The 12,942-nt window shown below is 58.6% G+C and carries 9 protein-coding genes; 8 read left to right on the top strand and 1 reads right to left on the bottom strand.

Annotated elements, in window-relative coordinates; all coding sequences use genetic code 11:
- Window positions 1-16 precede the first annotated feature (16 nt).
- A complete protein-coding gene (locus IM317_RS10825; protein WP_033145803.1) occupies window positions 17-2,305 on the bottom strand; it encodes an FdhF/YdeP family oxidoreductase in 2,289 nt (762 codons plus the stop codon).
- 1,002 nt (window positions 2,306-3,307) lie between these two features.
- Here IM317_RS10825 and IM317_RS10820 point away from each other — a divergent pair.
- From IM317_RS10820 to tssB, 8 genes are all read left to right on the top strand, one after another.
- Window positions 3,308-3,802 carry a hypothetical protein gene (locus IM317_RS10820; RefSeq protein ID WP_033145802.1) on the top strand — a complete coding sequence of 165 codons (495 nt, stop codon included), beginning with the start codon at window positions 3,308-3,310 and terminating at the stop codon, window positions 3,800-3,802.
- 23 nt (window positions 3,803-3,825) lie between these two features.
- A complete protein-coding gene (gene tssJ / locus IM317_RS10815) occupies window positions 3,826-4,329 on the top strand; it encodes a type VI secretion system lipoprotein TssJ (protein WP_023312162.1) in 504 nt (167 codons plus the stop codon).
- A gap of 28 nt (window positions 4,330-4,357) precedes the next feature.
- A complete protein-coding gene (tssK, locus tag IM317_RS10810; protein WP_024909829.1) occupies window positions 4,358-5,701 on the top strand; it encodes a type VI secretion system baseplate subunit TssK in 1,344 nt (447 codons plus the stop codon).
- A gap of 17 nt (window positions 5,702-5,718) precedes the next feature.
- Complete coding sequence (locus tag IM317_RS10805) at window positions 5,719-6,957, top strand: DotU family type VI secretion system protein (protein ID WP_033145801.1); 1,239 nt, start codon at window positions 5,719-5,721, stop codon at window positions 6,955-6,957.
- Between the two features lie 2 nt (window positions 6,958-6,959).
- Window positions 6,960-10,580, top strand: a complete 3,621-nt coding sequence (gene tssM, locus IM317_RS10800) for a type VI secretion system membrane subunit TssM (RefSeq protein ID WP_033145800.1) — start codon at window positions 6,960-6,962, stop codon at window positions 10,578-10,580.
- A 16-nt stretch (window positions 10,581-10,596) separates the two neighbouring features.
- The gene (gene tagF / locus IM317_RS10795) at window positions 10,597-11,313 is read left to right on the top strand and encodes a type VI secretion system-associated protein TagF (protein WP_033145799.1); all 717 of its coding nucleotides are present in this window, start codon (window positions 10,597-10,599) and stop codon (window positions 11,311-11,313) included.
- An 11-nt stretch (window positions 11,314-11,324) separates the two neighbouring features.
- A complete protein-coding gene (gene tssA, locus IM317_RS10790; RefSeq protein ID WP_033145798.1) occupies window positions 11,325-12,341 on the top strand; it encodes a type VI secretion system protein TssA in 1,017 nt (338 codons plus the stop codon).
- A gap of 75 nt (window positions 12,342-12,416) precedes the next feature.
- Window positions 12,417-12,941, top strand: a complete 525-nt coding sequence (tssB, locus tag IM317_RS10785; protein WP_008502644.1) for a type VI secretion system contractile sheath small subunit — start codon at window positions 12,417-12,419, stop codon at window positions 12,939-12,941.
- Window position 12,942 lies beyond the last annotated feature (1 nt).

Raw genomic sequence — 12,942 nt, 5'->3', positions numbered from 1 at the left:
CTCTGCGCGAGCAGCCTTACAGCATGCGGATCTCTTTAGAGCGCAGGGTGATGCGAACCGGAACGGATTTATACGACGGCGTACCGCTGTCCTTATCCAGATAATCAAGCGGCACCAGCACGTTGGCCTCCGGGTAATAGGCGCCGACGGTGCCCGGCGCGATGCTGTACGCCACCACGGTAATGTCCTTCAAACGCTGGACGCTGCCGGGGAGGGCGGTTTCGATATCCACGCGGTCGCCGTGTTCCAGGCCTGACTGCGCCATATCGTCTTCGTTCATAAACAGCACGTCGCGGCGGCCAAACACGCCGCGGTAGCGGTCGTCCAGCGCGTAAATGGTGGTGTTGTACTGGTCGTGGCTGCGCAGCGTGATTAACCGCAGAACGTGCTCACCTTCGCCGCTGGCATTCTCGTGAACGCCGTCGAACACCGAGAACATCGCTTTTCCCGTCGCCGTTGGCCAGATGCGTTGCGTCGGCGGCAGCGGCATGCGGAAGCCCCCGGGAACGCGGATCCGCGCGTTGTAATTCTCAAAGCCCGGAATGGTCTGCTCGATCAGATCGCGGATCCGGTCGTAATCTTCTACCAGCGTCAGCCAGTCCACGCGGGTTTCCGGCAGCGTGGCTTTCGCCATGCCGGCGACGATAGCCGGTTCCGAACGGAGCAACGGTGAGGCGGGCTTCAGCTTGCCGGACGAGGCGTGCACCATCGACATGGAGTCTTCGACGGTAATGGACTGACGGCCGGTGGCCTGGAGATCCAGCTCGGTGCGGCCGAGACACGGAAAGATAAAGGTCTCTTTGCCCACCAGCAGATGGGTACGGTTGAGCTTGGTCCCGACGTGCACGCTCAAATCCAGGTTACCCATCGCCGGAAAACCCCGCTCGTGATCGGGCATCGCGACGGCAAAATTACCCCCGAGGCAGATGAGCGCCTTCGCGCGGCCGTCGATCATCGCCTGCGTGGCCTGCACCGCATCGTGTCCGTGGTGAGACGGCGGCTCAAAGCCGAAAACGTCCTTCAGACGGTTCAGGAAGGCCGGGGTAGGCTTCTCGCTGATCCCGACGGTGCGGTTACCCTGAACGTTAGAGTGGCCGCGCAGGGGGCAGATTCCCGCGCCGGGCTTGCCGATGTTTCCGCGCAGCAGCAGCAGGTCAGCGATCAGGCGGACGTTCGCCGTACCTTTATTGTGCTGGGTAATACCCATCCCGTAGGTAATGATGGTGGCATTTGATTTCGCATAGGCGTCGGCCACCTTTTTGAGTGCCGCCCGGTTCAGGCCCGACTCGCGCTCGATCTCGTCCCAGCGGGTTTGCGCGATATCGGCGGCGAAGTCCTCAATGCCCTGGGTGTGTTCGGCAATAAACGCATGGTCGAGCACGTCACCGCGTTCGGCCTCCATTTCCAGCAGATGTTTGGCAATGCCTTTCAGCGCGGCGGCATCGCCCCCGGCCTTCACCTGGAAATAGGTCGAGGCGATATCCGTTGAGCCGTAGGTCGCCATTTCAATCACGCTTTGCGGGTCGGCGAAGCGTTCGAGGGCGCGCTCGCGCAGCGGGTTAAAGACGATAATCGGCACGTTGCGACGGGCCAGCTCGTGGAGCGTCCCCATCATTCGCGGATGGTTGGTGCCGGGGTTGTGGCCGATGGAGATCACCAGCTCGGTCTTATCGAAGTCGTCCAGCGAGACGGTGCCTTTCCCGATGCCAATCGAACGCGGCAAACCGACGCTGGTGGCCTCGTGGCACATATTCGAGCAGTCGGGGAAGTTATTGGTGCCGTATTCGCGAGCGAACAGCTGGAACAGATACGCCGCTTCGTTAGAGGCGCGTCCGGAGGTATAGAACTCGACCTGGTCCGGTTCGAGCCCGCGCAATACTGCGCCGATGCGGTGAAACGCCTCTTCCCAGTCGACGGGCCGGAAGGTATCGCTTGCCCGGTCATAGCGCAGGGGATGCGTCAGTCGACCGTAGCCTTCCAGTTCAAAGTCCGATTTTGCCAGCAGCGAGGAGACGCTGTTTTCGGCCAGAAACGCGGGGGTAACGCGTTTGCTGGTCGCTTCCCAGGTCACGGCTTTTGCGCCGTTCTCGCAGAACTGGAACGTCGACTTGTGTTCTTTATCCGGCCACGCGCAGCCCGGGCAGTCGAAACCGTCAGGCTGGTTGGTGCGCAGCAGCGTGGCGGGAGCATCCAGGGTATCCATTTGGGTACGTACCGCGATGGCCGTCGCTTTTAACGCGCCCCAGCCTCCGGCAGGACCGTCATAGTGTCTGATACCCGGCACCGAGCGTCTTTTCTTATTCATACCCACTCCTGATTTCTTCGGTCACACAACGTCTGAACCCATAAAAACGCTGCAAAGGACAATAAGTGAAAGCAATGACGACCGGATGGCTATGCGCATGCGGTGTAGAAAAATGCTTTATCTTAAATTCGTTTTATTACAGCGATTTATCAGATCTGATGTTTAAATATTTAAAGAAATTATAACGAAATTTTATCATTTTAATAATAAATCTTATCTATCACACGGTAGGCAAGATAGATGAGGCGAGCAGGAGAGGATGTAGCAACAATAAAATTTCGAATGAAGGCTGCGGGCGGCAGCAATAAACACGCGTCGCAGCTGGCGGACCATTGCGAGCATTTTTTGGCGGCGATAATGTCAGGATGGTTAACTCAGGCTTAATGATTAAAGGATAAAATTCAGGCCTGGTTGGGTAATTGTCGCAACGCGAAATATAAAGTTATTTTGAGGCGTAAAATTAACGTCGTGCAACATAAGTGAAATAGTCACATTCACGTTAACACGTGCATTCAATATTAAAGTTACCCTGATAGTGCAACAAATAATTCATCTTTCATATATTCTGCTGACCTCACCAATACGCGAATTCTACTAATTATGGTAGTGGCGATAATAGCCGTATTGCGTTAATGAAAGTGGTTCTCTTTTGTGTTTTTAGTATATAAAACATATGCTTGCAATGTTATGTGGCTAAGAAATAAAAGGGCGTAGGTCATATCGGGTTTTTTCATAGGATTAATCCTATAATTTTCCGACTGCTTCATTTACCAACAGTTACGTACCGGTAAATATTGAATTGAGACGAAGCTCATGTAAACTTGTTTACCGTTTGTCAAAATATGTCAGGAAGACACTGGGCCTTATTCTGAAGGGCTCGTGCGGTAGCTATGCCCTTAAAATAGTAACGCCCCGAAAATATCCTGGCTATTTTAACAATAGCACCTAAGTCAAACTTCACTCCCTTATCTTCATCATCGAAATATCGCTACGGAAAAGCATATGAAAATGCGCGTACTGTTTTCACTTCTGTTTGTAATGGCGGTGGCGGGCTGTAAAGCGCCGCAGAAACCTGTGATCAACGACGATACGATCGAGACCAGCCAGGTCAACGGCGTGACCTTAACCCACCGTCACGCTGTGACGCCGCCGGCGGAGTTCAACCCGGTCAACGAACCGTATCGCGCCATGTATCCAGCCTCCCTGATGAGCCGTCCTGACTTCGGCGGCAAAGTTATCCGCACTCTCGACACCGGAAAAACGTACGTGGTGCTGGGTCAGGTTGAACATTACTGGATGGCGCTTGCCGATGAAGGCAACGATCAGCTGATTGGTTACGTCCCGATGCGCGCCGTGATCAAGGCCGACCTGTACGACGCCGCCGTGCGTAAACAGGCCATTCGTCCGAAGGCGCGTAAAAAAGCGACCTGTGTCGACGTCGATGGCAACAGCAAAGCCTGCAAAGACAGCGCTAACGGTACCTGGATCCTGAACTAAACGGCTTGCATGAGCGCATTTTTATGAATAATAAAAATTTTCATAAGCTGTGGTTATTCTTTTACGCGGTGATTTTCGCCCTGGTCAGTGGTTGTACGTCGTCTTCACACAGCGACCCCTCCCGCTACAATCTGCAGTTTCAGGCTCATCCACAAATCAACGAATCTGCGCCGCTTAAGGTCCGGGTGTTGTTGCTGAAATCCGATGCGGATTTCATGTCCAGCGACTTCTACTCCCTGCAGAACAACGCGTCAGCCACGCTTGGCGCGAATCTGCTGAACAGCGACGTGTTCTTCCTGATGCCGGGACAGCTGTCCAAAACCCTCAGCGGGCAAAGCTCTCCGGAGGCCCGCTACATCGGCGTGATGGCGGAGTATCAGATGCTGGATGGCAAAAAATGGCGCGTTTCACTCCCTCTGCCTGTGCCTGGCGAAAATCATATCTACCAGTTCTGGAAATGGTCCGCGGATGAACTTCAGGCCAACGTTTTTCTCGACGTGAACGGCATTCGGGTCATCAGCCAGTAACGCGCTTCAACACAGGAAACACATCATCATGACGAAAGCAGAAAAGGTCGTCTGGACCGAGGGCATGTTCCTGCGTCCACACCATTTTCAGCGGACTGAAAGCTATCTGCTCAACCATGTTCGTGAATGGGGCGCGCTACAGCGGTCATATCTCTGGGGCTTTCTTGACGTGGAACTGGATGAAGCGATGCTTCGTCAGGGATGCATTGCCCTGAGCTACTGCAGTGGCTTGCTGCCGGACGGCACCTTTTTCCAGGTGCGTAACGGGCGCAACGGTCCTGCACCGCTGAAAATTCCTGACAATCTCACCAACGAAAAGGTGGTGCTCGCGCTGCCGGTTCGTCGTGGCGAGAGAGAAGAGGTGATTTTTAGCGAAGAGCCGGCCTCGCTGGCGCGCTTCATCGCTTTCGAGCAAGAGGTGGAAGACGACAACGCCATGTCGGTGGGGGATGCCACCGTCCAGTTTGGCCGTCTGCGTCTGACCCTGATGCTGGAAAAAGACCTCACGGCGGAATGGACCGCCATCGGCGTGGCGTTTGTAACGGAGAAACGTAACGATAACCACGTGCGGCTCGATAACAGCTACATCCCGCCGATGCTCAACGCTAACAACAGCCCGCAGATCTACAGCATGATCAACGATCTGCACGGTCTGCTGGTGCAGCGCAGCCAGCAAATTGGCGGTCGTCTGCGCCAGCCTGGCCGCTTTAACACCTCCGAACTGATTGAGTTCACGCTGCTGTCGCTGGTTAACCGTCATCTGGGCGAGGTTTCTCATTTAAAAACCCTCCCGCTGCTGCATCCGGAAACGCTCTGGCGCAGCTGGCTGCCGTTTGCGACCGAGCTCGCCACCTGGACGTCGCAGCGTACCGCCGAAAGCGTGCTGCCGATTTACGATCATGACGATCTGGCTAACTGCTTCAGCAAACTGATGCTGATGCTGCGTCAGGGGCTGTCGCTGGTGATGGAAGACCACGCAATTCAGCTGCCGCTGAACGAACGCTCCCACGGCCTGAACATCGCCACGGTGCCTGAAACCAGCATGGTGCGCGAGTTCGGCTTCGTGCTGGCGGTTAAAGCCAATGTGCCAGGCGAACACCTGCAAACCCATTTCCCGGCGCAGATGAAGGTCGCGCCGGTCTCGAAAATCCGCGATCTGGTTCAGCTTCAGCTGCCGGGCATTATGCTGCGCGCCATGCCGGTCGCGCCGCCGCAGATCCCGTGGCATGCCGGCTACAGCTACTTTGAACTGGAGAAGGGCAGCGAGCTGTGGCACGAGATGGATAAGTCCGGCGCATTTGCCCTGCATCTTGCAGGGGAATTCCCGGGGCTGGATATGGAGTTTTGGGCCATCCGTAGCCCGACAGAATAATAAAGCGAGCGCTTAATATGCAGGAACGACAGGACACCGGCAGTGATGCCGCGTTTACCGGAGCCAGTAGCAACAACCAGCTGGTGGCGGCCGCCAATCCGCTGCTCAACGCGATTCCGCAGATCCGTCATTCGGTCTCCCATGACGATCAGGTGGCGTTACGCCAGCGTCTGATCGATGAGATTCGCCGTTTCGAAGTCCGCTGTCAGCAGGCGGGGCTGCCCTACGAAGTGATCGTCGGGGCACGTTACTGCCTGTGTACGGCGCTCGATGAGGCCGCCGCGCTCACCCCCTGGGGCAGCAGCGGCGTCTGGTCAAGCAACGGTCTGCTGGTGACCTTCCACAACGAAACCTGGGGCGGCGAGAAGTTCTTCCAGCTGCTGGCGCGCCTGTCGCAGAACCCGCGCGAGCATATCCTGCTGCTGGAGATGATCAACTACTGCCTGCTGCTGGGCTTCGAAGGACGCTATCGGGTGCTGGATAATGGCCGCACGCAGCTTGAAACCATCAAGCAGCGGCTGTGGCAGATGATCCGCGGCGTGCGCGGCAGCTATCCGCCGCCGCTTTCTCCCCATCCGGAAGATCGTCCGGTACTGCGCAAGCTCTGGCGGCCGATGGTTCCCCTGTGGGCCTGCGTGGCGCTGGCCGGGTTTATCGCCTGCCTGTTTTATATCGTGCTTAACTGGCGCCTTGGCGATAACACCAACCCGGTGCTGGCGAAGATTTACCAGTCCCAGCTGCCGGAAACCACTATTCAGCAGCCGGCCCGTCAGCTTCCGGCGGTGCTGAACCTGCGCGGCTTCCTGAAGCCTGAAATCGAGGCGGGCCTGGTCGCGGTGAAAGACGAAGCGGATCGCAGCGTCGTTATCCTGAAGGGCGACGGGCTGTTTGCCTCCGCCTCTACCGTCGTGCGTGACCGCTATGAACCGGTCATCAACCGCATTGCGCAGGCGATGAATAACGTCAGCGGCAAAATTCTGGTGGTGGGCTACAGCGACAACGTGCCGATCCGCAGCGCGCGCTTTGCCTCGAACTATGAACTCTCTCTGGAACGCGCCCGCTCGGTACAGAAAATGCTGCAGGGAAGCCTCTCTCAGCCTGGCCGCGTGAAAGCGGAAGGGCGGGGCGAGATTAACCCGGTGGCGCCGAACACGACGCCTGAAAACCGCGCCCGTAACCGCCGTGTGGAAATTACTCTGCTGGTGTCGCCTGAAAACACTCAGGCTGAGCTGAACGGATTGCCGCAAGGAAACTAAGGATGCTGACTACACTTCTTTCCATCTTGACCAACCGCATTCTGTGGAGCTTCCTCGGCGTAACGGCGCTTGCGGCGGTGATCTGGATGATTGGTCCCCTGTTGTCGATCGTGGACACCCGACCGCTCGAGTCTGAGCAGAACCGCATTATCAGCATTGCCGTGGTCTATCTGCTCTGGGCGCAGGGCCACATTCTGCCGCGCCTGTACAACGCCTGGCTGAACCGCAAGCTGATGGACAAGCTCAAAGAGAACACCGCCAGCCCGGAAGCGGCGGATCCGCAGAAGCGGCTGAACAGCGAGGAGCAGATCCTCGCCAGCCGCTTTGATGAAGCCGCGCAGATGCTTAAAAAAGCGCACTTCAGCAAAGCGGGCCAGGGCGCCCAGTGGACGCAGCGCTTCAGCACGCAATATCTCTATCAGCTGCCGTGGTACGTCATTATCGGCGCGCCGGGCTCCGGTAAAACCACGGCGCTGGTTAACTCCGGGCTGCAGTTCCCGCTGGCCGATCGCTTCGGTAAAACCGCGCTGCGGGGCATTGGCGGCACGCGTAACTGCGACTGGTGGTTTACCAATGAAGCGGTGCTGCTGGACACGGCGGGCCGCTACACCACTCAGGAGAGCGAGCAGGTGCAGGACGCCGGCGAATGGCTGGAGTTCATGGGGTTACTGCGCAAGTATCGCCGCCGCCAGCCGATCAACGGCGTCATCATCACCATCAGCATTTCTGACCTGCTCACCCAGTCCGCCGAGGCGTCCCGCCAGCAGGCGGTGAACCTGCGCCAGCGTCTGTCCGAGCTGCATGAACAGCTGGGTATCCGCTTCCCGGTGTACGTGATGGTGACCAAGGCCGACCTGCTTAAGGGCTTCCGCGCCTGGTTTGCCGACTACGACAAAGCGCAGCGCGACCAGATCTGGGGCTTTACGCTGCCGTGGGAGCAAACCAAACACGCCGATTACGACCTGATGGGCAACTTCCAGCAGGAGTTTTCCCTGCTCCAGCAGCGCCTTGATGCCGGGCTGCCGGAAACCATGCTGAAAGAGCATGACGCGAAAACCCGCGCCGAAGCGTATCTCTTCCCGCAGGAGTTCGCCGCGCTGCGTCCGCTGCTGGCGGACTACCTGAGCACGGTCTTCGCCCGCTCCAACTTCGAAACCGAGTTCTCCCCGCGCGGGATCTACTTCGCCAGCGGGACGCAGGAAGGTATGCCGTTCGACCGCGTGATGGGCGAACTGAACCGCGCGCTGTCGCTGCCGGAAGGGGGAGAGGCGGATAACTGGGATTCGGTCAGCAAAGAAGCGCCTATCCCGGGGGCAAAAGGTCAGAGTTTCTTCATTAAGAACCTGCTGCAAAACGTCATCTTCCAGGAAGCCGGGATCGCGGGCGAAAACCGCTGGTGGGAGCTGCGCAACCGGGCGGTGATCTGGTCCGGCTACGCGGCGCTGCTGGCCCTGCTGGTCGTCCTCGGCGGTCTGTGGCTGACCAGCTATGCCAAAAACAAGGCCTATCTGGAAGAGGTGGATGCGAAGGTGCCGCTGCTGGACCAGCAGAGCAAAGCGCTGCAGAACCAGACCCAGCGTGACCTGTTCGATCTGCTGCCGCTGCTGAACGGTCTGGTTGACCTGCCGAAAAGCGACGCGTTTGATGTAAACGATCCGCCCCTATCCCGCCGTATGGGGCTCTACCGCGGAGATGACGTCAGCGATGCCTCGCAGTCTCTGTACCAGAAAGCGCTGGATCAGATGCTGTTGCCTGCCGTCGCTATGCACATCACCACCTGGCTGCGCAACGACAACGGCAGCGACGTGGAATACAGCTATGAAGCGCTGAAAGCCTATCAGATGCTGTATCAGCCGAAGCACTACGACGGCAAATTCCTGCATTCGTGGGTGATGCTCAACCTGCAGCGAAATCTGCCGCAGAACGTCACGAAGGCGCAGCTGCAGCAGCTTGAATGGCACCTGACGCAGCTGCTGGAACCGAAAATCCAGGCCTCGCCGTACGCGCAGGATGAATCCCTGGTGGCCCGCGAAAGAGCGATGATCAATCAGCAGCCGCTCTCCACGCGCGTATACGGTCGTCTCAAACGCCTGCTGGAGCATGATGACAACCTCAAGCCGGTCTCCCTTTCCGACCTGGGCGGACCGCAGAGCGAGCTGGTGTTTTCACGCAAAAGCGGCAAGCCGGTGAGCGAAGGCGTGCCGGGTCTGTATACGCCGGACGGCTACTGGAAAAGCTTTAACGGCCAGATTGACAGCGTCACCACCGCCCTGCACGAGGACGACGCCTGGGTGCTGGGGGCCGCGACGGCGCAGGAAGATAAACAGCAGATCGATAACGCCGTGCGCCAGCTCTACATGCGCGATTTTATCGCGAACTGGGATCGCTTCCTCGCCGACATCCAGCTCAATAACAGCGCCGATCTTTCCCAGCGCATCAACACCGCGCGCCTGCTCTCCGGCGCAAACTCGCCTCTGCGCCGTCTGGTGCAGAACCTGAGTCAGGTCCTGACGCTGTCACGCAATGCGCCAGCGCCGGAAGATGCGGATAAAGCGCAGGCGCAGAGCAACCGCGCCACCCGCACGCTGGAAGCGCTGTTCAGCAACAATGACGCTGCGCCGACCCAGGCCGCCGTGGTCACCCAGGCACCGGAACAGCTGGTCACCGACCACTACGCGCCGATGATTGAGCTGGCGCAGCCGCTGGAAAAGGGCGGGAAGACCATCGTGTTTGATGATTTTCTCAAGCAGGTGGATGAGCTCTATCGCTACCTGACCGCCGTCCAGGACGCGGCCAACAGCGGCATGCCGGCACCGGGCGGCGAGGCGATCAGCCGCCTGCAGGCCAGCGCCGGTCGCCTGCCGGGCGGGCTGCAAACCATGTTCAGCAATATGGCGGTGGGCGCCAGCAGCGATACCCAGCGCCGCGACCTCGAAAACGTGCGGAAGCGGATTAACGTTGAGGTGGGCGGATTCTGCCGTCAGGCAATCGCCGGCCGTTACCCGCTGGTGCGCAGCGCCAGCACCGAGGTCACCCCTGACGATCTCGCGCGCATGTTTGCGCCGGGAACCGGGCTGATGGACGCTTTCTTCCGCGACAATCTGACCAATAAAGTGGATACCACGCAGGCAAACTGGCGCTTTATGCCTGGCATCGACGGGAAAACGCTGCCGGGAAGCGAAGGGTTGCTGAGACCGTTCCAGCAGGCCCAGTCGATTCGCGACGCTTTCTTTGCTAATGGCGCCACGACGCCCTCCTTCAAGGTGACGGTTCGCACCGTGCGAATGGATAACTCCATTCTGAACCTGACGCTGGACGTCGACGGCCAGCTGCTGCGCTACAGCCACGGCCCACAGGCCGTACAGATCATGAACTGGCCGGGGCCGGGCGGCACCAACCAGGTACGCATGCAGCTGGGGCTGGCTAACGGCAGCACGGCGACGCTGGTCACCAACGGCGCCTGGGCGCTCAACCGCTTCTTCGATAAAGCGAGCACCAGCCCGGGCGCGGGTAGCCTGAGCCGTCAGGCCACCTTCAACGTCGACGGACATCAGGTCACGCTGGAGTTTGCGCCAAACAGCATTCGTAACCCGTTCCAGCTTCCCCGTTTCTCATGCCCATAACCGCAAGGACAGCCGTATGACGAATACCCCTGCGATGAACCGCTACAGCTGGTATGGCAAATTACCCAGCGCCGGAGATTTTTTGCAGCGTCGCTTTCCTGACACTTTACAGCGCCAGTGGTCACACTGGTTCCAGGTCGGCCTGCTGGCCTGGCAGCAGGAAGAGCAGCGCAGCGGCGAGCGCCAGTTTAACAAAGCGCCAGTCTGGAATTTTGTGGTACCGCCCATGCTGGGCAGCCAGATGATCCAGATGGGCTGTCTGCTGCCCGGCCGCGACAGCGTTGGCCGACAGTATCCGGTTTGCCTGCAGCTGAGCTTCGCCCCGTCAGAGTGGTCGACCAGCCTGCTCAGCCAGGCCGAAAGCTGGTACCAGCAGATTGGGCGCCTGGGGCTGCACGCGGTGCGCAACAGTTTTTCCGCCTCACAGCTGGATGAGATGCTGATGACCATTCCGGCGCCGCAGCCCGTCGAGCCGCAAAAGCGTTCCGACATCCTTGATGTGATTGGCTATGACGAGGACGGGCAGAGCACGCTGGGCTGGCCTCAGGCGGCCGAGTGTTTTGATCCGTTGCGTCAGACCAGCTACTGGTGGACCAACCGCTGCGACGGCTACCCGCTGTACACCCACGTGCACAGCGGTAACTTTACCGGGCAGCTTTTCACCCTGTTGTTCGACCCGGCAGGGGGCGCCCGTCCGGGGCGCCACGGTCTCTATCCGCCCATGTTTGAATAAGCAGGGATCTCATGAATATCGAAGAATTTCTCGCGCCAATCAGTCCCGAAAAACCCTGCGGGGAAAACCTGGAGTACGACGCCGACTTCCAGATCATGAATCAGGCAAGTCTTGGAAAAGCGGAACAGCAGTTTGGCGATACCATTATCCCGGCAGAGCCCGCTGACTGGAACACGGTGGAAAAATACGCCACCAGCCTGCTGACCCGCACCAAAGATCTTCGCGTACTGCTGGCGTTAACCCATGCCTGGACGCGCCGCCGCGGGCTTGCGGGCTACGCGGACGGATTGTTGCTGGTGCAGGAGGCAATCGCCCGTTACTGGGAGACGCTCTATCCGCTGCTGGAAGAGTATGGCGAAACCGATCCGTTCTACCGCATTAACGCCCTGGCAGGGCTGAGCGATAAATCCGACCTCACCGTCGCCGTGCGAAACGCCTCGCTTCTGCGTTCAAACGGCGATGAAATTTCGCTCCGGGATGCCCAGGCCCTGCTGGACGGCAGCAAGACGGAATGCCCGGACTATCCCGGCGGCCGTCCACGGCTGATTGACGAGCTGGCCCGCGGCGACCAGCCGGGAACCGCAGCGGTTATCGTCATTAACGAACGTCTGCTGGCGATTCGCGAGCTGCTCTCCGGGCATCTCGGTGAAAGCGGCGTGCCCGAGATGGAACAGCTGCTGAAAACCGTCGGGCTGGTCGCCAGCGCGTGTCAGGTAACCGACATCAGCAAGCTGCTGCCGAACCGTGAGGCGCAGGCAGAACCCCAGGCCGAGCAGCAGTCGGCGACTGCGCAGCCCGTTCAGCCGGTCACCGACTGGCGCAGCGTGCAGATCACCAGCCGCGCCGACGCGCAGCTGATGCTGGAAAAAGCGAAGCAGTATTTTGCGCAGTACGAACCGAGCCACCCCGCACCGCTGATGATTGAACGGGTGCAGCGGCTGTCAGAACTTAACTTTATGGACATTATTCGCGACCTGGCGCCAGACGGCGTTAACCAACTTGAAAACATCTTTGGGCGCCGCGAATAACGCGTCCAGGCATTATGACGACAGGCATGGAGCCTGCCGTTTCACCTTCACCGCGCATCTTTGATGGAGAACATCATGGCAATGAGTAACAGTGGGCAGAAATTCATCGCACGTAACCGTGCCCCCCGCGTGCAGATCGAGTATGACGTAGAGATCTACGGTGCAGAACGTAAGATTCAGCTGCCGTTTGTGATGGGCGTCATGGCCGATCTGGTCGGCAAACCGGTTGAAAATCTGCCGGCCGTCGACGAGCGTAAATTCCTCGAAATCGACATCGACAACTTTGACGAACGCATGAAGGCGCTGAAGCCGCGCGTGGCGTTCCAGGTGGATAACACCCTGACCGGCGAAGGCAAGCTCAACGTGGATCTGACCTTCGACAGCATGGACGACTTCCTGCCGGATGCGGTGGCCCGCAAGGTCGAGCCGCTGAACAAGCTGCTGGAAGCGCGTACCCAGCTCTCCAACCTGCTGACCTATATGGACGGCAAAAACGGTGCGGAAGAGCTGATCGCTAAAATTCTGCAGGATCCGACGCTGCTCAAATCCCTGAGCCAGTTGCCGAAAAATGACGAAAGCGCGAAAGGTAGCGAGGAATAAT

This window comes from Enterobacter cloacae complex sp. S3 (genome assembly GCF_014930495.1).
Classification (GTDB): domain Bacteria; phylum Pseudomonadota; class Gammaproteobacteria; order Enterobacterales; family Enterobacteriaceae; genus Enterobacter; species Enterobacter asburiae_B.
Note: the sequence above shows the minus strand (reverse complement) of the source record. Positions and strands in the feature narration are given on the sequence as shown.

Excerpts from the sequence above, each read along its gene's own strand:
- IM317_RS10825 (WP_033145803.1), bottom strand. The coding sequence starts at position 2,305 with ATGAATAAGAAAAGACGCTCGGTGCCGGGTATCAGACACTATGACGGT.
- IM317_RS10820 (WP_033145802.1), top strand. The coding sequence starts at position 3,308 with ATGAAAATGCGCGTACTGTTTTCACTTCTGTTTGTAATGGCGGTGGCG.
- tssJ (WP_023312162.1), top strand. The coding sequence starts at position 3,826 with ATGAATAATAAAAATTTTCATAAGCTGTGGTTATTCTTTTACGCGGTG.
- tssK (WP_024909829.1), top strand. The coding sequence starts at position 4,358 with ATGACGAAAGCAGAAAAGGTCGTCTGGACCGAGGGCATGTTCCTGCGT.
- IM317_RS10805 (WP_033145801.1), top strand. The coding sequence starts at position 5,719 with ATGCAGGAACGACAGGACACCGGCAGTGATGCCGCGTTTACCGGAGCC.
- tssM (WP_033145800.1), top strand. The coding sequence starts at position 6,960 with ATGCTGACTACACTTCTTTCCATCTTGACCAACCGCATTCTGTGGAGC.
- tagF (WP_033145799.1), top strand. The coding sequence starts at position 10,597 with ATGACGAATACCCCTGCGATGAACCGCTACAGCTGGTATGGCAAATTA.
- tssA (WP_033145798.1), top strand. The coding sequence starts at position 11,325 with ATGAATATCGAAGAATTTCTCGCGCCAATCAGTCCCGAAAAACCCTGC.
- tssB (WP_008502644.1), top strand. The coding sequence starts at position 12,417 with ATGGCAATGAGTAACAGTGGGCAGAAATTCATCGCACGTAACCGTGCC.